Source organism: Mesorhizobium sp. M1E.F.Ca.ET.045.02.1.1 (assembly GCF_003952485.1).
Taxonomy (GTDB): domain Bacteria; phylum Pseudomonadota; class Alphaproteobacteria; order Rhizobiales; family Rhizobiaceae; genus Mesorhizobium.
The window spans coordinates 1894003-1913828 of record NZ_CP034447.1; the positions used below are offsets into that span (position 1 = coordinate 1894003).

The window sequence follows — 19826 nt, forward strand, 5'->3', positions numbered from 1 at the left end:
CGCGGCGACCCCCTCTCTCGCCTTCGGCGACATCTCCCCCTCAAGGGGGGAGAATTTGGCGCGGCCAAATGAGGCGCGGCGTATCGCCCCTCGATCGGCTACGCGCCCAGCCCGTCGAACAGGATCGTCGAAAGATAGCGCTCGGCGAAGGACGGGATGACGACTACGAGGTTCTTGCCCTTGTTCTCCGGCCGCGAGCCGACGACGATCGCCGCCTGAAGTGCCGCGCCCGACGAGATGCCGACCGGCACGCCTTCGAGGCGGGCGACGAGGCGCGCATTGGCGACAGAATCCTCATTCGAGACCCTGACGATCTCGTCATAGACCGAGGTGTCGAGGATCTTGGGCGCGAAGCCGGCGCCGATGCCTTGAATCTTGTGCGGGCCGGGCTGGCCGCCGGAGAGCACGGGCGAGGCTTCCGGCTCGACCGCCACGACATGCAGCGAAGGCTTGCGCTTCTTCAGCACCTGGCCGACGCCGGTGATGGTGCCGCCGGTGCCGATGCCGGCGACGAAGATATCGACCTCGCCATTGGTGTCGTTCCAGATCTCCTCGGCCGTGGTGCGGCGGTGGATTTCCGGATTGGCAGGGTTCTCGAACTGCTGCGGGATGATGGCGTTGGGCAGCGTGGCGGCGAGCTCGTCGGCCTTGGCGATGGCGCCCTTCATACCTTTCGGCCCTTCGGTGAGCACCAGCTCGGCGCCGAGCAGCGCCAGCATCTTGCGCCGCTCGACCGACATGGTCTCCGGCATGGTGAGGATCAGCTTGTAGCCCTTGGCGGCGGCGGCGAAGGCCAGCGCGATGCCGGTGTTGCCGGAAGTCGGCTCGATCAGCGTGGTCTTGCCGGGCGAAATCTTGCCGGCCGCCTCCAGCGCTTCGATCATGGCGACGCCGATGCGGTCCTTGACCGAGGCGATCGGATTGAAGAATTCGAGCTTGGCCAGGAGGTTAGCGACGATGCCCTTCTCCTTCGCGAATTTATCCAGCCGCACCAGCGGGGTGTCTCCAATCGTCTCGGTGATCGAGTTGAAGATGCGGCCGCGGCCGGGTACGCGCGAGGAGGTGACGGGCTTGTTCATTGGTTTCGCTCCCAAGGCAAAGGCACAGGCAGACAGAATAGGACTTTCAGCCGCGCAAGATAGGCCGGCGGCCGAAAATATCCGAGTGGGGCGGTTGCTCAAAACCACCCCGCGCCGGAAATGCATTTTCCGGATCGGCCCGTTTTCGGAATGCTTTCGCCGAATCGGGACCGGTTGAGGTCTGAGGCTACTGACGCGCCGCGATAGCCGCTGCCGCTCCCATCATGAAGCCGGCGGCGGTGCGGTTCAGAACTTTCAAGGCGCGCGGCGATTTCAGGAACCAGCGCGCCTTGGCGGCCAGCGCCAGATAGGGCACCAGAACCACGAACAGCACGACGACGGTCAGCGCGACAAGGATGCCATAGTCGGCGAGCGTGATGGTCTTCAGGTCGACGATGGTCGGCGTGATGGCGAGATAGAAGATCATCGTCTTCGGGTTGCCGAGCGTCACCGTCAGCCCGGCGATGAAGCTCGACACCAGGCCGCCCTTGCCCTTCCGCGCCTCGACGGTTTCCGGCGAAATGCCGCTGGTCCAGAAGCGCCAGGCAAGGAAAGCGAGATAGGCGACGCCCGCCCATTTGATGGCGAGGAACACCATGCCGAAGGTCTGCGCGACGAAGGCGAGGCCGAGCACGACGGCGGTGAGATAGGTGAGGTCGCCGAGCATGAGGCCGAACGACATCGCCAGCGAGGAACGGAAGCCGGAGCCGAGCGCGCGGGCGACAAGCGCCGTGACGCCGGGGCCTGGAATGGCGGCGGCGACGCCGAGGGCGGCGCTGTAAGCGAGAAATCCGGTGAGTGTCATGGCTGCGGCCTGGCGTATGGTCCCCAAGGACCGGTGTGGAGCGCGGCTTCTATCATGATACCGGGTCGAGGGTAATTCCCCTCACGGCGGGATTCGTTGCGCCAGCTCGGCCGGGAGGTTCCCTAGCCTGGGCAATCGCTTCGATTTCGAACTCGCCCGTCACCTTTTTTCCGAGCGCTGGCGCTGCCCCTCACCTGCCTGCCGGCATCCTCTCCCCGTATAGTGACGGGGAGAGGGACCCTCTCATCGCCGGTTTCGCCAATCACCAGCGTCGCAGGAAAGACGCCGTCGTTGCGGCCAGCCGCTTCTCCCCGTCACTATACGGGGAGAAGTGCCCGGCAGAGCGATGAGGGCAGCGCCGACGTCGACAATCAGCGGTCTGAAACGGCGGAAATGAACGGTGAAAATCTCGCAAACGGCAGCCTTCCAAAACCCCCCGTGCCAACGAGCTAGCCGCCATAACTGATGCGCCAGATCGTGCCGTTGCCGTCCTCGGTCAGGATCAGCGCGCCGTCCTTCGCCACGGCCACGCCCACCGGCCGGCCCCAGACCGCGTCGTCCGCGATGACGAAGCCGGTGGCGAAATCCTCATACTCGCCGGTCGGCTTGCCGTCCTTGAACTTCAGCCGCACCACCTTGTAGCCGGTGCGGACATTGCGGTTCCATGAGCCGTGAAGGGTGACGAAGGCGTCGCCCTTGTAGTCGGCCGGAAAATCGCCGCCTTCATAGAAAGCGATGTTGAGCGGCGCCGAATGCGCCTGCATCAATACATCGGGCATGGTGACCTTGCCGGCGAGATCGGGGCGCGCACCCTTGTAGTTTGGATCTTCATTGTTGCCGATGTAGTACCAGGGCCAGCCATAGAAGGCGCCGTCCTTGACGGTGGTGGCATATTCGAAGGGCACGTTGTCGCCGAGCTCGTCGCGCTCGTTGACGACGCACCAGAGCGCGCCCGTCGCCGGCTGCACGGTCATGCCCGAGCAGTTGCGCAGGCCGGTGGCGACCATCCGGCGGTTCTTGCCGTCGGGATCGAAAGCGAGCACGTCGGCGCGGCCTTCCTCCGCGCCCCAGGTGGCGCCGAGCGGCTGAGACCTCGCCCATTCTTCGACGCCGCCTTTCGGGCTGGCGCCCATGTCCTCGGCGATGTTGGAGCCCGAGCCGACCGACAGATAGAGCGTCTTGCCGTCGGGCGAGAAGGTAATGTCCCTCGTCCAGTGATGACTGGCCGGGATCTTGGTGACGACGGTTTCCGGCTTGCCGGAGGCTTCGAGATCGCCATCGCGATAGGCAAAGCGCACGACGCTGTTGCTGTTGGCGACATAGACCCATTGCGGCTTGTCGCCCGGCGGATAGAAGGCGATGCCATAGGGCCGCGTCAGCCCCTTGGCGAAGACTGCTTTCTCGGCGGGTTTCGCGCTGCCCTCGGCAAGTCGGTAGACGCGGATCTGGTTCGCCCTGCTGTCGGCGACGAAGAGATCGCCGTTCGGCGCCACGCGCACGACACGCGGGCTGTCGATGCCGGACGCGACCAACTCGGCCGAAAAGCCGGGCGGGAGGATCGGCTTCGCATCCTCCGGGCGATCGGTGAGACCGCCGCCGTTCGACGCGGATTCGGCGACATTTGGCTGCTGGAGATCGTCCGGCTTGATGAGACGCCGCACCCCTGGACGGTCGGCCTTCCAGTCGCCGAAGGCCTTCCGGCCCGTCAGCAAGGGCTGGTCGGCCTGCTGCGCGAAGGCGCCAGAAGCCAGAAGCAGGGCCATGCCTGCAAGACCGGCGATCCGTATCATGCCGTTCTCCGTCATTCGATCAAGCGCAACAGACAGCAGATATCGGGCAGGCGTCCCGAAATAGAAGCGCGGGCACGCGGATTGACGGGAATTGCCGGCAGATCAGCTTTCCTCGACATCCAGATCGTCGTCGAGCCGCTTTTCCAGCGCGACCAGGTCGGCCGGCAGCGGCAGGCCCATGGCGCGCATCTCCCTGAGCTTCTCGCGCAGCTGCTCCTGCACTTCGTGCTCGTCCTCGGGCTGGTTCACCATCTGCTCGAGCAACAGGCTGATCTGGGCCTTGAACGATTCCAGCGCCATTTCCACCCTCCTTGCGGCGATCCCTGCTTGCGGGCTTCTACCTCAGCATCCGCGAAACCAATTGGGCCGTATAATCGACCATCGGCACGATGCGGGCATAGTTGAGCCGAGTCGGGCCGATGACGCCAAGCGCGCCGACGACGCGCGCGTCCTTGTCGCGATAGGGCGCGACCACGAGCGACGAGCCGGACAGCGAAAACAGCTTGTTCTCCGAGCCGATGAAGATGCGCACGCCAGGGCCTTCCTCGGCAAGGTCGAGAAGCTGCAGCAGCCCGTCCTGCGTCTCCAGATCCTCGAACAGATGGCGCAGCAGTTCGAGGTCGGCCTGGGCGGTGACGTTCTCCAGGAGGTTGGCGCGGCCGCGCACGATGAGACGCGCCGGCAGGCCGCTTTCCGCGCCGGCCCACACCGCGAGGCCCTTCTCGACAAGGTCCTGCGACAGCGTGTCGAGAGCCGCCCTGGTCTCGTCCTTGATGCGGGCGACCTCGATGCGCGCCTCGGCCAGCGTGCGGCCGCGTATATGGGCGTTGAGGAAGTTGGAGGCCTCGTGCAGCTGCGAGATGGTGATGCCGGCCGGCAGGTCGACGACCCGGTTCTCGACGTCGCCGTTCTGCGACACCAGGACGGCGAGCGCCTTCGTGGGTTCGAGCTGGATGAACTCGATATGCTTCAGCGCCACCTCGTTCTTGGCGGCGAGCACCAGGCCGGCGCCGCGCGACATGCCGGACAGCATCTGGCTGGCCTCGGTCAGCATATGCTCCAGCGTCGCGCCCGAGCCAGATGCGCGAACCTGCGCCTCGATGGCGCGGCGCTCCTCGTCGGACAGATCACCGAGCTCCATGAAGGCGTCGACGAAGAAGCGCAGACCGGTCTGGGTCGGCAGGCGGCCGGCCGAGATGTGCGGCGCATAGATGAGGCCGAGATGCTCGAGGTCGCTCATCACGTTGCGGATGGTGGCCGGCGACAGCGACGAGGGCAGGATGCGCGACAGGCTGCGCGAGCCGACCGGCTCGCCGTCGCGCAGATAGGAATCGACGATCCGCCTGAAGATGTCGCGCGAGCGCATGTCGAGTGACTGAAGCACGGGCGGCTGCGAAGCGGGATCCACTGCCTTGTTCATTCCGGCGAAAAACCTCCAACCGAAAGATATAGACCTAGCGGCTGCGGGTGCAACGGCCCATTTTCCTTTGCGCCATGCGCCGCATGCGTCTACAAGCCGCCGACGAATCCGGGAAAAGAACAGAAAGAGCCTCGATGCGCCCCTCCAAACGCCAATCCGACGAAATGCGCGCCATCTCCTTCGAGCGCGGCGTGTCCAAGCATGCCGAAGGCTCGTGCCTGGTGAAGTTCGGCGACACGCATGTGCTGTGCACGGCGAGCCTGGAAGAGAAGGTGCCGGCCTGGATGCGCAATTCCGGCAAGGGCTGGGTGACGGCCGAATACGGCATGCTGCCGCGCTCGACCGGCGAGCGCATGCGGCGCGAGGCGTCGACCGGCAAGCAGGGCGGCCGCACGCTGGAGATCCAGCGGCTGATCGGCCGCTCGCTGCGCGCCGTGGTCGACCTGCAGGCGCTGGGCGAACAGCAGATCACCGTCGACTGCGACGTCATCCAGGCCGATGGCGGCACCCGCACGGCCTCGATCACCGGCGGTTGGGTGGCGCTCTACGACTGCCTGCGCTGGATGGAAGCCCGCCAGATGGTCAGCGTCTCCAAGGTGCTGAGAGACCATGTCGCCGCGATTTCCTGCGGCATCCACGACGGCCAGCCGGTCATCGACCTCGACTATCTCGAAGATTCCTCGGCCGGCACCGACGCCAATTTCGTCATGACCGGCAAGGGCGGCATCGTCGAGATCCAGGGCACGGCGGAGGGCGAGCCCTTCTCCGAAGAGCAGTTTGCCGCGCTGATGACGCTGGCCAAGAAAGGCATTTCGCGGCTGGTGAGCCTGCAGCAGATGGCGGTGGCTTAGGGTTATTGATGAGGTTGGCGATCCTTCGCACCCCCCTCTGGCCTGCCGGCCATCTCCCCCGCAAGGGGGGAGATCGGGCGGCACTTCGGGTTTCGCCAATCTTCACCGTTGAGACGCCGACGGCGGAGCTGCCAATCTCCCCCCTTGCGGGGGGTGAGGAGTGGTCCGCGAAGCGGACGCAAAGCCAATTGCTTGGCTTTGCGAACGACGAACGCCCGAGGCCAGAGGGGGGTGCCTCGTGACGCCCTCTGCGATCCTGGAATCGGCTCTCTACGTCACAGATTTGCAGGCTGCCGAGCAATTCTACCGCGACATCATCGGCCTGGAGCCGCTGGGCAAGGTCGAGGGCCGCCACGTCTTCTTCCGCTGCGGCGACGGCGTGTTGCTGCTTTTCAACGCCGAGGCGACCAAGATCCCGCCGGCGCCTGACGCCAGGCTGAGGGTGCCGCCGCATGGCACGGCCGGAGAGGGCCATCTCTGCTTCACGGCGACGGCCGGTGAGATCGTCGAGTGGCGCAGGCATCTGGCAGCGAAGAACATCGCCATCGAAAGCGATTTCGAATGGCCGCAGGGCGGACATTCGATCTATATCCGCGACCCTTCAGGCAATTCGATCGAGTTCGCCGAGCCAAGGATCTGGGGCCTGTGATGCATTCTCTCAACGGACAGAAGATCGTCGTCGCCAGCCATAACGAAGGCAAGCTGCGCGAATTCGCCGACCTGATGGCGCCGTTCGGCTTCGAGGCGAAATCGGCCAAGGAATATGGCCTGCCGGAACCGGATGAGACCGGCACGACCTTCGAGGAGAACGCCTATATCAAGGCATATGCCGCGGCCAAGGCCACCGGGCTGCCGGCGCTGTCCGACGATTCCGGGCTTTGCGTCGACGCGCTCGACGGCGCGCCGGGAGTCTACACCGCCAACTGGGCCGAGACGCCGGATGGCACACGCGATTTCGGCATGGCCATGCAGCGCACCGAAGTGGCGCTGCAGGAGGTCGGCGCGACCGAGCCGGCGCAACGCACCGGCCGCTTCGTCGCCGTCATCTGCCTCGCCTTTCCGGACGGCGAAGCCGAGTATTACCGGGGCGAGGCGGAGGGCACGCTGGTCTGGCCGCCGCGCGGCACGCTAGGCTTCGGCTATGACCCGGTGTTCCTGCCCAACGGCTTCGACAAGACTTTCGGCGAGATGAGCGCGGAGCAAAAACACGGCTGGAAGCCCGGCCAGGCGACGGCGCTGTCGCACCGCGCCCGCGCCTTCCAGAAGTTTGCCCAAGCCCGCTTGGATTTGGCGCGCTTGGATCTGGCCAGGCTCGGCTCGGAATGATCGGGATCGGCCAAACCATGCCGCTCGACCGCAGCCCCGGCTTCGGCGTCTACATCCATTGGCCGTTCTGCGCGGCCAAATGCCCTTACTGCGACTTCAACAGTCATGTGCGCCACCAGCCGGTCGACCAGGAGCGGTTTGCACGCGCCTTCGCGACTGAGCTCGCAACGATGCGCGCCCGCACCGGGCCGCGCGAGGTGACCAGCATCTTCCTCGGCGGCGGCACGCCGTCGCTGATGAAGCCGGAGACCGTCGCGGCGGTGCTTGAGGCCGTGGCGAATAACTGGACGGTGCCGGCCGGCATCGAGGTGACGCTGGAGGCCAACCCGTCCTCGGTCGAGGCCGAGCGCTTCCGCGGCTATCGCGCGGCCGGTGTCAACCGCGTCTCGCTCGGCGTGCAGGCGCTGAACGACAAGGACCTGCGCTTCCTCGGCCGGCTGCACAATGTCGAGGAGGCGCTGCTGGCAATCGGGCTCGCGCGGGACATATTCCCCCGCCTCTCCTTTGATCTCATCTATGCGCGGCCGGGCCAGACGCCGGAGGCCTGGCGGGCGGAACTCGAAGAAGCGATCGGCCACGCCGCCGACCACCTCTCGCTCTACCAGCTCACCATCGAGGAAGGCACGCCCTTCCACGCGCTGCATGCGGCGCGGAAGTTCATCCTTCCCGACAACGATCATGCCGCCGACCTTTACGCGCTGACGCAGGAAGTCACGGCGGCGCATGGGCTGCCGGCCTACGAGATCTCCAACCACGCGCGGCCGGGCGCGGAAAGCCGGCACAACCTGACCTACTGGCGCTACGGCGAATATGTCGGCGTCGGGCCGGGCGCGCATGGCCGCTTCGTCGAAAACGGCCGCCGCACCGTGACCATCGCGGAAAAGATGCCGGAAACCTGGGCCAATCTGGTCGAGGCCAGGGGCCATGGCGTGACCGGCGGCGAGGTGCTGACGCGCTCGGAAGAGGCCGACGAGTTCCTGCTGATGGGGCTGAGGCTTGCCGAAGGCATCGACCTCGCGCGCTACGAGACGCTTGCCGGGCGCGGCCTTTCGACCGCGAGGCTTTCGGTGCTGCAGGAGGAGGGGCTGGTGGCGCCGGTCGGCAATGCCCGGCTCCGCGCCACGACCGCCGGCATGATCGTGCTCGATGCCGTGGTGGCGGATTTGGCGCGGTGATCTCGCGCCTTCGTCATTCTCGGGCTTGACCCGAGAATCCATGCCGTGACCTATGCGAAGGGCGCGGCGGAGCAGAATTCCGCACCGTTGGTGGCGCTTCGATGTAACGGCATGGATTCCAGGGTCTGCGCGCGTCGCTTCGCTCCTTGCTTCGCCCTGGAATGACGAGGCGCGAGGATCGCGAAGGTTGCTGGTTATCTTAAGCGTCGTGCTTCTGGCGGGGCTTGCCGCGGGTCTTTTCGCCATGCGCTTCGCCGTTGCGGGCGGGCTTCTCTTCGGCCTTGTCGCGGCGAGCCCCTTGCTGGGCGGCGATCGGATGTGGGGGAGTGCCCTCGCGGGCGGTTTTGCTTTCAAGTCGGCTGATGAAAATATCGAAGCGATTGGGCATCGTCCGGTCCTGCCTCCTCCGGGGAATCAGGGATTAAATCGACCGGTGCCGGTTTCGTTCCTCACTGTGGCGAAGGCATGGCGATTTCCTTACCCCGACTTCACGTTTTGCAACCGGCCGTGAGCCGTGCCAAACAAGGTGGGTAGAGAGGGGTATCCGGTGACCGGCGACAAACGCAGCTACCTGATCGGGCAGACCGAGATCGCGGCGCGGCCGCTCGCGCCGGCGCTCTATCTGGTGGCGACGCCGATCGGCAATCTGGCCGATATCACGCTGCGCGCGCTGGAGACGCTGGCCGCGGCCGATATCGTCGCCTGCGAGGATACCCGCGTCTCGCGCGTGCTGCTCGAACGCTACGGCATCCGCCGCCGCACCACGGCCTATCACGAGCACAATGCCGGCGAGGCCGGGCCAAAGCTGATCGAGGCCCTGGCGACCGGGCAGAGCGTGGCGCTGATCTCTGACGCCGGCACGCCGCTGGTCTCCGATCCCGGCTACCGGCTGGTCGGCGAAGCGCTGGAGCGCGGCATCCGCGTCGTGCCGGTGCCGGGGCCTTCGGCGGCACTTGCCGCGCTGACCGCGTCCGGCCTGCCGTCCGATGCCTTCCTGTTCGCCGGTTTCCTGCCTGCGAAAGCCGGTCAGCGGCTGACGAAGCTCGAAAGCTTCAGGCAGGTGCCGGCGACGCTGATCTTCTTCGAATCGCCGCGCCGGCTGGCCGAAACGCTTGCCGCGATGGTCGAGGCGCTCGGCGGCACGCGCAAGGCCGCGATCGGCCGCGAGCTGACCAAGACCTTCGAGGAGATGCGAACGGGCACGCTCAATGAGCTTGCCGAGCACTACGCGGCGGCCGACACGCCGAAGGGCGAAATCGTCGTCTGCGTCGGTCCGGCGGAAGCCACGGCGGACCAGCCAGCCGACATCGACCGGCTGCTGTTGTCTTTGGCCACCGAAATGCCGGCATCCAAGGCGGCGGCCGAAGCGGCGAAGATGACCGGCGGTCAGAAGCAGGCGCTCTACCGGCGGCTCCTGGAACTCAGGGACAGACCATGATCCCGAAAAGTGGGGACCGGTTTTTGCATTCGCTGACCTTCGGTTCGGAAAAGATCATGGTCAAACAAAGAGAAGACAACGGTGGCTGAGCGCAGCGTCGGCCATCGGCGCAAGGCCTATCGGCGCGGCCATCGCGGCGAATGGCTGGCGGCGCTGGCGCTGATGCTGAAAGGCTACCGGATTCTTGCCCGCCGCCATCGCACCAAGCTCGGCGAGATCGACCTGATCGCCAGGCGCGGCGACCTCGTGCTGTTCGTCGAGGTCAAGGCACGCCGAACGTTGATGGAGGCGATGGAAGCGATCGCTCACGCGTCGGAACGACGCATCGAGAGTGCGGCCGATCTCTGGCTGTCGCGCCAGCCGGATTATGGCCGGCTGTCGGTGCGATTCGACATGGTGGCTGTGCTGCCCTGGCGCTGGCCGGTGCACGTGGAGAATGCTTTTTATGGGAGGAATTGAGGGGCTCAGCCGGACCCTCGCGAAATGCTGGCGGGACAGCACCCCCCTCTGTCCTGCCGGACATCTCCCCGCAAGGGGGGAGATCGGACGTCACCGCGGCTCTCGCCAATTGTGGACATCGCAGAAGGGCGCGGCGCCTAAGCTGCCAATCTCCCCCCTTGCGGGGGAGATGGCCGGCAGGCCAGAGGGGGGTTGGCGGGAACTCGACGAAGTGGTGCGGGCGAAGCCCGCCCTCATCCCCATACCATCAGCGCGACCAGCCCGACCGCGCCAACCACAAGCCGCCACCAGCCGAACAGCGAGTAGCCCTTGCGCGAGACGAAATCGAGCAGGAAGCGCACGACGATCAGCGCGCTGACGAAGGCGGCGACGAAGCCGACGGTGATGATCGGCAGGTCGGCCGAGGTCAGCACGTTGCGGTTCTTGAACAGGTCGAAGGCGAAGGCGCCGACCATGGTCGGCATGGCGAGGAAGAAGGAAAACTCCGCCGCCGCGCGTTTCTCCACGCCGAGAAGCAGCGCGCCGACGATGGTGGAGCCGGAGCGCGAGGTGCCGGGGATCAGCGACAGGCACTGGAACAGGCCGATCTGCAGATAGAGCCGGGTCGGGAAGCGCTCGACGTCGCGATAGACCGGCTTGAGGTTCATGCGGTCGACGGCAAGCAGCACCACGCCGCCGATGATCAGCATGATGCAGATCAGCCGCGGCGATTCGAACAGGAAGGTCTTGATGAAATCATGCGCCAGCGCGCCGATGACCGCGGCCGGCAGGAAGGCAATCAGGATGCCGATGACGAAATGCCGGGTCAGGCGGTCATGCGGCAGGTCGAGCAGCATCTTCCAGAGGCGGTGGAAATAGACGCTCAAGATCGCGAGAATCGCGCCGAGCTGAATCAGGATCTCGAAAGCCTTGCCGGTGGAATGGAAGCCGAGGAAATGGCCGGCGAGCAGGATGTGGCCGGTCGACGACACCGGGATGAACTCGGTCAGGCCCTCCAGCAGCCCAAGCAGCAGCGCTTCGACGATGGTCTGGCTTTCCATGGCAACCTCAGGATTTCGGGGATAGCTGAAGACAACGGCTTGCTTGTCACGGCGCGGAAGTCCCCCTATAGGTCGCAACACCGTGACGGCCGCATGACGGGCCGCCAAGACTTACCGGCGCAGGAGGCGATTCGCCAGTGCGCCCTATCATCGCGGAACCATGCTGACGCTTTTCCACCATCCGATGTTCGCCACCTGCCGCTTCGTGCGCCTCGCCTTCGGCGAGTATGGCGAGGAGCTGGCGCTGATCGAGGAGAAGCCCTGGACGCGGCGCAAGGAGTTTCTGGCGCTGAACCCGGCGGGCACGCTGCCGATCCTGCTTGCCGAAGGCGACGTGCCGATCGTCGGCGCCATGGTGATCGCCGAATATCTCGACGAGACGCGCGGGGTGCTCAAGCGCGACAAGCGGCTGTTTGCCGAAGATCCGATGCAGCGCGCCGAAATCCGCCGGCTGACCGACTGGTATCTCGCGAAGGCCGAAAGCGAGGTCACCCGCCATCTGGTGCGTGAGCGCGTGCTGAAGCCGGTCATGCCGGAAACGGCGGGCGGCGGCTCGCCCGATTCGGCGGCGATCCGCGCCGCGCGCGCCAACATCCGCCAGCACATGAAATACACCAATTGGCTCGCCGGAACGCGCCATTGGCTGGCCGGCAACAAGGTGACCTATGCCGACCTCGCGGCGGCGGCGACGCTTTCGGTGCTCGACTATCTCGGCGAGATCGACTGGCGCGAGCATGCCGCCGCGCGCGAATGGTATACGCGGGTGAAATCAAGGCCGTCGTTCCGGCCGCTGCTCACCGACCGGGTGCGCGGCCTGTCGCCGGTATCGCATTATGCGGACCTCGACTTCTGACAGACTGCGCGCCCTGATCGACGCGGAGGCGCGCCGCGCCGGCTTCGATGCCGTCGCCGTCACCACGCCGGATGCGATCCCGGAGGCGCCCGCGCGCCTGGCGGAATTCGTCGCCGACGGTTTCCACGGCTCGATGGACTGGATCGCCGAGACGTTTCAACGCCGAGCCGAGCCCTCGGCGCTGTGGCCGGAAGTGCGCTCGATCATCGTTGTGGCGATGAATTACGGCCCGGACCGCGATCCGCGCGATGTGCTCCAAAAACGCGATCGCGGCGCCATCTCGGTCTATGCGCAAAACCGCGACTATCACGACGTGATGAAGGGCCGCCTGAAGGAGATCGCCGGCAAGATCGTCGCGCGTGCCGGCGGCGACGTGAAGGTGTTCGTCGACACGGCCCCGGTCATGGAAAAGCCGCTGGCGGAAGCCGCGGGCCTCGGCTGGCAGGGCAAGCATACCAATCTGGTCAGCCGCGCGCATGGCTCATGGCTCTTCCTCGGCACCATCTTCACGACGGCCGAGCTCGAACCGGACAAAGCGGAAATCGACCATTGCGGCTCCTGCCGCGCCTGCCTCGACGCCTGCCCGACCAATGCCTTTCCAGCGCCCTACCGGCTCGACGCGCGGCGCTGCATCTCCTACCTCACCATCGAGAACAAGGGGCCGATCCCACTCGAATTCCGCGAGAAGATCGGCAACCGCATCTATGGCTGCGACGACTGCCTGGCCGCCTGCCCCTGGAACAAATTCGCCAGTGTCGCTTCCGAGGCCAAGCTTGCCGCCCGCGCCGACCTGCGCGAGCCGCCGCTGTCGGAGCTCCTGCTTCTCGACGATGCGGCGTTCCGCTCCTTTTTCTCCGGTTCGCCGATCAAGCGCATCGGCCGCGATCGTTTTGTCCGCAACGTCTTGATCGCCGCCGGCAATTCCGGCGATGTCTCGCTGGCGCCGATCGTACGCGGCCTGCTCGACGACGGCTCGCCGCTGGTGCGGGGTGCGGCAGTATGGGCGCTATCGCTACTGATGCCGCGGCGCGATTTTGCCGAGTTTGCCGCATCGGCCTTGCAGACGGAAAACGAGGCGACGGTGCGCGACGAATGGCTTTCGGCGCTGCCGGATCCCGCAAAGGATCGTTGAAGGGGGGGTTCATTGATGAGCGGAAAACGCTTCTTCATTTTCGGCGCCGGCTATTCCGGCAAGGCCTTTGCCCGGGCCAACGAAAACGGCGCGCCGATCCTTGGGACGACGCGCTCGCCGGAAAAATTCGAGGCGCTGCGGCAGGCAGGGATCGAGCCGTTGCGCTTCGACGGTTCGCTGACGCCCAAGATCGGCGATGCGCTTCGGCAAACCACGCATCTCATCGTCTCGGTCGCGCCGGACGAAGCGGGAGATCCGGCGCTCAACGCCGCCGGCCAGACGATCCGGGCGAGCATGCCGGCGCTTGCATGGATCGGCTATCTTTCGACCGTCGGCGTCTATGGCGACCATGGTGGCGCCTGGGTGGACGAGACCACCGACTGCAAGCCGGTGTCGAAGCGCTCGACGATGCGGGTGGCGGCCGAACGGGAGTGGCTGAAACTCGGCCAAGAGATCGGAAAACCGGTGGCGATCCTGCGGCTGTCCGGCATCTATGGCCCGGGCCGCAACGCGCTGGCCAATCTCGAGGACGGCATCGCAAGGCGGCTGGTCAAGAAGGATCAGGTGTTCAACCGCATCCATTGCGACGACATCGCCGGCGCGCTTTGGCATCTGGCCGAACAGAATCTCGGCGGCATTTTCAACGTCACCGACGACGAGCCGGCACCGCCGCAGGATGTCGTCGCCTATGCCGCCGGATTGATGGGCGTGGAGGCACCGCCGGAAATTCCGTTCGAGACCGCCCAACTTTCGCCCATGGCGCGTTCTTTCTATGGCGAGAACAAGCGCGTCGCCAACAACGCGATCAAGGCGGCCGGCTATCGCTTCCGTTTCCCGAACTATCGGGTGGCGCTGGAGCGGATGTGGGCCGACGGCAACTGGCGGGATGGGGAACCGCGCAGCCCGATGAAACGCTCGTGATCGAAGCGAAGCGCATGGCATGATATGATTCGCGCCTGAAGCATGTCGCCGAGGATTGCGTCGCGCCACTGGAGAGGGGACCCGACCTGATGACGTTGCGATCGCTGCCCGACAGGAAGCCGTTCCTGACCGCCGCGCTTGCGCTGGTGACTTTAGCCGCGCTGGCGGCGGCCGCGATCTCGGCCGAACCCCGCGCCAAGGATCTGTTCGGCGCCGAAAAGCTGCCGGCGGTGGCGCCGGCGCAATCCTTCGGCTTCTACTCCAAGGGCTGTTTCACCGGCGGCGTCGCCTTGCCGATGGACGGGCCGAGCTGGGAAGTGATGCGCCCCTCGCGCAACCGCCGCTGGGGCCATCCGTCGATGATTGCGCTGATCGAGAAGCTCGCCCGTGATGCCCATGCGGATGGCTGGCCCGGCTTGCTGATCGGCGACATTTCGCAGCCGCGCGGCGGGCCGATGATGACCGGCCATGCCTCGCACCAGATCGGCCTCGACGCCGACATCTGGCTGACCCCGATGCCGAGCCGTCCGCTGACGATTGCGCAGCGCGAGACCATGAGCGCCAAGCTGATGGTCGACGAGAAAACGCATCTGGTGAAGGACGCGCTGTGGACGCCGGCGCATACGCGGCTTCTGAAGCGCGCGGCGAGCTACGCGGAAGTCGAGCGCATCCTGGTCAATCCGGGCATCAAGAAGAAGCTCTGCGACACCGTCACCGGCGACCGTTCCTGGCTGCGCAAGATCCGGCCGTTCTGGGGCCACGACTATCATTTCCACATGCGCATCGGCTGCCAGCCGGGCTCGCCCGGCTGCAAGGCGCAGGATGCGACGCCTGACGACGACGGCTGCGGCAAGCCGCTTGCCTGGTGGTTCACCGAGGAGCCCTGGCGGCCGAACAAGAACCCGGATGCGCCGAAGGCCCGCGACCTGATGACGATGGCCAACCTGCCCAGAGAATGCCGGGCGGTGCTCGCCGCGCCCGACGCGCCTTCGCTGGAGGCTGTCACCTATCAAGGCGGCGGCGCGACAGCGGTAGCGGCCGCCAAGCCGGAACCGGCCGAGCCGGCGCAGACGATCTCCAGCAGCGCCGCGGCACTCCCGGCCGAGGCCAGCGCCTTCGCGCCCACGCCCTCGATCGGCATTCCGCTGCCAAGGCCAAGGCCGGGGAACTGAGGCCCAGCCTGCGACCCCCCTTTGAGGGCAGGACAATCGCATAGGGCGCTCCCCCTCTCCGTCTCGGCTTCGCCGAGCCACCTCTCCCCCACTTTGTGGGGGCGAGGAACCCAAGCTTTTCAAGGCTGCGACATCAGCGGTTAGCGTTTCCTCGCCCCCATGAAATGGGGGAGAGGTGGCCGCGAAGCGGCCGGAGAGGGGGGCTGGCGCTGCCATATGCGATTGAGCTGGCCGCCAAGCGGTCAGAGGGGTTGCCTCCTGAAGCTAAGCCGCTTTCCCTTTGCCACCCCATGCGCTAGTTCAACGAACAGACAGGCGGCAGATGGTCAGAACGGGGACGAGCGAGAAAAAATGGCAGGCGAAGACGATACAGCGCTGCGGTTTCCGGTCCTGATCGGCGACATCGGCGGCACCAATGCGCGCTTTTCCATCGTGCTCGACGCCAATTCGGAAGCGACCGAGCCGCAGATCGTGCAGACGGCCAATTTCAAGACCATCGACGAGGCGATCCAGGCGGCGGTGCTCGACCGCTCGTCGATCCAACCGCATTCGGCGGTGCTGGCGGTCGCCGGCCCGGTCGACGGCGACGAGATCCGGCTCACCAACTGCCCCTGGGTGGTCAAGCCGCACCAGATGTTCGCCAATCTGGGCTTGAGCGAAATCGTCGTGCTCAACGATTTCGAGGCGCAGGCGCTGGCGGTCGTGGCGCTCGGCGAGGAGCATATGGAAAAGATCGGCGGCGGCACGCCGGAACCGAGCGCGGGGCGGGTCGTGCTCGGCCCCGGAACCGGGCTCGGCGTCGCCGGGTTGATCTACGCGCTGCGCCATTGGATACCGGTGCCGGGCGAGGGCGGGCATATGGACATCGGCCCGCGCACGCCGCGCGACTTCGAGGTGTTCCCGCATATCGAAAAGCTCGAGGGTCGCATTTCCGGCGAGCAGATCCTATGCGGCCGCGGGCTGGTCAACCTCTATCGCGCCGTGGCCAAGACGGATGCCAAACCGATGCCTTTCACCACCCCGGCGGAGGTCACCGCCGCGGCTTTGGCCAAATCCGACGCGGTGGCGCAGGAAGCGTTGGAACTGTTCGTCACCTGCCTCGGCCGCACCGCCGGGGACCTGGCGCTGGTGTTCAAGAGCCGCGGCGGCGTGTTCCTGACCGGGGGCATCGCGCAAAAGATCGTGCCGGCCCTGAAAGCCGGCAATTTCCGCGCCGCCTTCGAGGACAAGGCGCCGCACAGCGCGCTGATGCGTTCGATGCCGGTCTATGTCATCACGCACCCGCTCGCGGCGCTCCTCGGCCTCGCCGCCTATGCCAGGACCCCCTCGCTGTTCGGCGTCCAGACTGCGGGGCGGCACTGGCGGACGTGAGGCTGGCAGCGATCCAGCCCAGGGCGGAGTTTCGTCGCAGAGACTCCGGGACCCTGTCTGAGAGGCCTGTGCCAAGCACGCGCCGGCCTCTGGAATTAAAAACATCCTTCGCTGCTTTCGCGATGCCGCGACGAAGTTTCGCCATAGGCAAGCCGCCACTGGGGCGCTAAGAGGGGTGCCGAATTGCAGCCCGGCTGCGAGGCCAATCGAAAATCACGGAACAAACCCCGATTTGAACCAGTCGCTTCAACATCAAGCGAAGGCCCTGCCGGGCGAAACCTGGGCGATCCTGCGCCGCATCATCGCCGAGAACGGCCGCGAATACCGCTGGTCCTATGTTGTCGCCATCACCTGCTCGCTGGTCGTTTCGGCCACGACGGCCTTCGCCGCCTGGATCATGAGCCCGGTCGTCAACCAGATCTTCTACGAGCGGCGCGGCGATCTGATCCTTCTGATCTGCGCAGGCATCATGGGTTCCTTCGTGTTGCGAGGGCTTGCCACCTATGGCCAGGCGGTGACGCTGTCCAAGATCGGCAACAATCTGGTGGCGCGCTACCAGCGCCGCATCTTCGACCATCTGATGAAGCTCGGCGTCGGCTTCTTCACCGACACGCGTTCCGGGCAGCTCGCGGCGCGGGTCAACGAAAACATCAACGGCATCCGCGACCTTCTGTCGATGACGCTGACCTCGATCGCGCGCGATGCGGTGTCGCTGATCGGCCTGATCGGCGTCATGATCTACCAGGACCCGCTGTTGTCGCTTTCCTCGCTGCTGATCGGGCCGCCGCTGATCTGGGCCGTCGTCTATCTGCAGCGCCGCGTGCGCCGCATCTCGCGCGAGTCCGTGCAGATCAACTCGCGGCTGATCGGCGCCATGCAGGAAGCGACGCAAGGCATCGCCATCGTCAAAGCCTTCACGATGGAGGAGGAGCTCTCGCGCCGCATCGGCAAGCTTTCCGAGAGCGCCGAGCAGCGCGGCAACAAGATCGCGCGCGTGTCGGAGCGGCTGACGCCGATTTCCGACATGCTGGCCGGCCTCGCCGTCACCGGCGTCATCGCCTATTCCGGCTATAAGGCGCTGGTTCTCGGCGAGCCGCCGGGCGCGGTCTTCTCCTTCATCACCGCGCTGATCCTCGCTTACGATCCTGCCCGACGCCTGGCGCGCACGCAGGTCGGCATGGAGCGGGCCCTGGTCAACGCGCGCATGATCTACGAGCTGCTCGACCTCGAACCGCAACAGGGCGACGCACCGGACGCGGTCGAGGCCAGTATCGGCAATGGCGAGGTGCGCTTCGACAATGTCACCTTCGGTTACGCCGAAGATATGCCGGTGCTCAGGAACCTGAGCTTCACCGCCGCCGCCGGCAAGGTCACGGCGATCGTCGGCGCCTCCGGCGCCGGCAAGTCGACGCTGGTGGCGCTCTTGCAGCGCTTCCACGACGTCGATAGCGGCAGAATCGAAGTCGACGGGCAGGACATTTCCAAGCTGACGAAGCGTTCGCTTCGCAGCTCGATCGCCTATGTCGCGCAGGCGCCCTACCTGTTCGAGGGCACGATCCGCGATAACATCCGCTATGGCCGGCTTTCGGCCACCGACGCCGAGATCGAGCTGGCGGCTGCCCAAGCGGCGGCCGACGAGTTCATCCGCCAGCAGCCGCAGGGCTATGACACGCCGGTCGGCGAGAACGGCGTGACGCTGTCGGGCGGCCAGCGCCAGCGCGTCTCGATCGCCCGCGCCATCGTGCGCCAGGCGCCGATCCTTCTGCTCGACGAGGCGACCTCGGCGCTCGACAACGAGGCGGAAGCGCGCGTCCAGGAAGCGCTGACCCATGTCATGGAAGGGCGCACCACCATCGTCATCGCGCACCGGCTGTCGACGGTGGTCAATGCCGACCACATCATCGTGCTGGAGGAAGGCCGGCTGGTCGAGGAAGGCACGCATGCCTCGCTGATGGCCGACCCGCACAGCGTCTATGCCCGCTTCCACCGGGTTCAGGGCAACAAGGGCCTGGGGCTTGTCGACGACGCCAGGCCGATCCAAACTCCGTCGCCGCGCAGCCGCGCGAAGAAAGCCGTCAGGAGAAGCGCATGAGCGAAGCGGGCGATATGGGCCTGGTGGTGGTGGGTGCCGCCGGCCGGATGGGCCAGACGCTGGTCCGCGCCATCCACACGATTCCCGGCGCGCGCGTCGCCGGCGCGGTCGAACGGCAGGGCTCGCCCTATCTCGGCAAGGACGCAGGCGAGCTCGCCGGCATCGGCACCATCAACGTGCCGATCGTCGACGACCCGCTGCCGGCCTTCGCCAAGGCCGACGGCGTGCTCGATTTCACGGCCCCTAGCGCGAGCGTCGAATTCGCCGGCTATGCCGCGCAGGCGCGCATCGTCCATGTCATCGGCACCACCGGATGCTCGGCGGAGGACGACGCGAAGATCGCGGCGGCCGCGCGCCATGCCACGATCGTCAAATCCGGCAATATGAGCCTCGGCGTCAATCTTTTGGCGGTGCTGGTGGAGCAGGCGGCACGCGCGCTCGACCCGCAAGATTTCGACATCGAGATCCTGGAAATGCATCACAAGCACAAGGTCGACGCGCCGTCCGGCACGGCGCTGCTGCTCGGCGAGGCGGCGGCGAAGGGCAGGGAGATCGCTCTCAAGGACAACAGCGTGCGGGTGCGCGACGGCCACACCGGCGTTCGCAAGCCGGGCACGATCGGCTTCGCGACGCTGCGCGGCGGCTCGGTGGTCGGCGAGCACAGCGTGATCATCGCCGGCACCGGCGAGCGCATCACGCTCTCGCACCAGGCCGAGGACCGGGCGATCTTCGCCCGCGGCGCTGTAAAAGCCGCGCTTTGGGCGCGCGCGAAGAAACCCGGGCTCTATTCCATGCGGGACGTGCTCGGCCTGAGCTGAGGCGGCCTATTTTCCAACGCAATTCCGAACGGAAAGCCGCTACACACTTTTCCTGGAATTGCTCAAATCGAACCACTTATCAGG

The 19826-nt window shown here is 66.1% G+C and carries 20 protein-coding genes; 13 read left to right on the forward strand and 7 right to left on the reverse strand.

The genetic code is table 11. From position 1 onward, the window contains the following. Nucleotides 1–98 precede the first annotated feature (98 nt). The 5 genes from cysK to hrcA all read right to left on the reverse strand — a co-directional run bounded on the left by cysK (nucleotide 99) and on the right by hrcA (nucleotide 5094). Nucleotides 99–1079 carry a cysteine synthase A gene (cysK, locus tag EJ070_RS08965; protein ID WP_126091026.1) on the reverse strand — a complete coding sequence of 327 codons (981 nt, stop codon included), beginning with the start codon at nucleotides 1077–1079 and terminating at the stop codon, nucleotides 99–101. 187 nt (nucleotides 1080–1266) lie between these two features. Next, nucleotides 1267–1884: a LysE family translocator gene (locus EJ070_RS08970; protein ID WP_126091027.1), complete on the reverse strand. Its 618-nt coding sequence runs from the start codon at nucleotides 1882–1884 to the stop codon at nucleotides 1267–1269. 449 nt (nucleotides 1885–2333) lie between these two features. After that, nucleotides 2334–3674: a sorbosone dehydrogenase family protein gene (locus EJ070_RS08980; RefSeq protein WP_126091028.1), complete on the reverse strand. Its 1341-nt coding sequence runs from the start codon at nucleotides 3672–3674 to the stop codon at nucleotides 2334–2336. A 102-nt stretch (nucleotides 3675–3776) separates the two neighbouring features. Then, a complete protein-coding gene (locus EJ070_RS08985) occupies nucleotides 3777–3974 on the reverse strand; it encodes a hypothetical protein (RefSeq protein WP_126091029.1) in 198 nt (65 codons plus the stop codon). Nucleotides 3975–4011: 37 nt separating this feature from the next. Beyond that, nucleotides 4012–5094: a heat-inducible transcriptional repressor HrcA gene (gene hrcA, locus EJ070_RS08990; protein WP_126091030.1), complete on the reverse strand. Its 1083-nt coding sequence runs from the start codon at nucleotides 5092–5094 to the stop codon at nucleotides 4012–4014. A 134-nt stretch (nucleotides 5095–5228) separates the two neighbouring features. On the opposite strand from hrcA, the gene rph reads away from it, so the two are divergent. From rph to hemW, 4 genes are all read left to right on the forward strand, one after another. Then, the gene (rph, locus tag EJ070_RS08995) at nucleotides 5229–5945 is read left to right on the forward strand and encodes a ribonuclease PH (RefSeq protein ID WP_126091031.1); all 717 of its coding nucleotides are present in this window, start codon (nucleotides 5229–5231) and stop codon (nucleotides 5943–5945) included. Between the two features lie 238 nt (nucleotides 5946–6183). Then, on the forward strand, nucleotides 6184–6594 hold the full coding sequence (locus tag EJ070_RS09005; RefSeq protein ID WP_126091032.1) for a VOC family protein: 411 nt from the start codon (nucleotides 6184–6186) through the stop codon (nucleotides 6592–6594). Then, nucleotides 6594–7271 carry an RdgB/HAM1 family non-canonical purine NTP pyrophosphatase gene (gene rdgB, locus EJ070_RS09010; RefSeq protein WP_126091033.1) on the forward strand — a complete coding sequence of 226 codons (678 nt, stop codon included), beginning with the start codon at nucleotides 6594–6596 and terminating at the stop codon, nucleotides 7269–7271. Before EJ070_RS09005 ends, rdgB begins: the two co-directional genes overlap by 1 nt. Next, the gene (hemW, locus tag EJ070_RS09015; protein ID WP_126091034.1) at nucleotides 7268–8446 is read left to right on the forward strand and encodes a radical SAM family heme chaperone HemW; all 1179 of its coding nucleotides are present in this window, start codon (nucleotides 7268–7270) and stop codon (nucleotides 8444–8446) included. Before rdgB ends, hemW begins: the two co-directional genes overlap by 4 nt. A 199-nt stretch (nucleotides 8447–8645) precedes the next feature. Here the strand turns inward: hemW and EJ070_RS09020 are convergent, their stop codons facing one another. After that, a complete protein-coding gene (locus EJ070_RS09020) occupies nucleotides 8646–8834 on the reverse strand; it encodes a hypothetical protein (protein ID WP_126091035.1) in 189 nt (62 codons plus the stop codon). Between the two features lie 159 nt (nucleotides 8835–8993). On the opposite strand from EJ070_RS09020, the gene rsmI reads away from it, so the two are divergent. Together rsmI and EJ070_RS09030 are read left to right on the forward strand one after the other, a co-directional pair. Then, nucleotides 8994–9884 carry a 16S rRNA (cytidine(1402)-2'-O)-methyltransferase gene (gene rsmI, locus EJ070_RS09025; protein ID WP_126091036.1) on the forward strand — a complete coding sequence of 297 codons (891 nt, stop codon included), beginning with the start codon at nucleotides 8994–8996 and terminating at the stop codon, nucleotides 9882–9884. A gap of 81 nt (nucleotides 9885–9965) precedes the next feature. Next, entirely contained in the window at nucleotides 9966–10343 is a 378-nt protein-coding gene (locus EJ070_RS09030; protein ID WP_126091037.1) for a YraN family protein, read from the forward strand. A gap of 233 nt (nucleotides 10344–10576) precedes the next feature. Here EJ070_RS09030 and EJ070_RS09040 read toward each other — a convergent pair whose 3' ends face one another. Then, on the reverse strand, nucleotides 10577–11383 hold the full coding sequence (locus tag EJ070_RS09040; protein WP_126091038.1) for an undecaprenyl-diphosphate phosphatase: 807 nt from the start codon (nucleotides 11381–11383) through the stop codon (nucleotides 10577–10579). Between the two features lie 160 nt (nucleotides 11384–11543). Between EJ070_RS09040 and EJ070_RS09045 the strand changes: the two genes are divergently transcribed. The 7 genes from EJ070_RS09045 (at nucleotide 11544) to dapB (ending at nucleotide 19742) form a co-directional block, all read left to right on the forward strand. After that, nucleotides 11544–12236 (forward strand): glutathione S-transferase family protein, encoded by a 693-nt coding sequence (locus EJ070_RS09045; RefSeq protein ID WP_126091039.1) that lies wholly within the window; start codon nucleotides 11544–11546, stop codon nucleotides 12234–12236. Continuing rightward, on the forward strand, nucleotides 12217–13368 hold the full coding sequence (gene queG, locus EJ070_RS09050) for a tRNA epoxyqueuosine(34) reductase QueG (RefSeq protein WP_126091040.1): 1152 nt from the start codon (nucleotides 12217–12219) through the stop codon (nucleotides 13366–13368). Before EJ070_RS09045 ends, queG begins: the two co-directional genes overlap by 20 nt. Nucleotides 13369–13383: 15 nt before the next feature. After that, nucleotides 13384–14289: an SDR family oxidoreductase gene (locus EJ070_RS09055; RefSeq protein WP_126091041.1), complete on the forward strand. Its 906-nt coding sequence runs from the start codon at nucleotides 13384–13386 to the stop codon at nucleotides 14287–14289. 89 nt (nucleotides 14290–14378) lie between these two features. Then, on the forward strand, nucleotides 14379–15461 hold the full coding sequence (gene mepA / locus EJ070_RS09060) for a penicillin-insensitive murein endopeptidase (RefSeq protein WP_126091042.1): 1083 nt from the start codon (nucleotides 14379–14381) through the stop codon (nucleotides 15459–15461). A 351-nt stretch (nucleotides 15462–15812) separates the two neighbouring features. Next, nucleotides 15813–16832, forward strand: a complete 1020-nt coding sequence (locus EJ070_RS09065) for a glucokinase (protein ID WP_126091043.1) — start codon at nucleotides 15813–15815, stop codon at nucleotides 16830–16832. 232 nt (nucleotides 16833–17064) lie between these two features. After that, nucleotides 17065–18924 carry an ABC transporter ATP-binding protein gene (locus EJ070_RS09070; protein WP_126091044.1) on the forward strand — a complete coding sequence of 620 codons (1860 nt, stop codon included), beginning with the start codon at nucleotides 17065–17067 and terminating at the stop codon, nucleotides 18922–18924. Then, entirely contained in the window at nucleotides 18921–19742 is an 822-nt protein-coding gene (dapB, locus tag EJ070_RS09075) for a 4-hydroxy-tetrahydrodipicolinate reductase (RefSeq protein ID WP_126091045.1), read from the forward strand. The genes EJ070_RS09070 and dapB overlap by 4 nt, the downstream gene beginning before the upstream one ends. The last annotated feature ends 84 nt before the right edge of the window (nucleotides 19743–19826 follow it).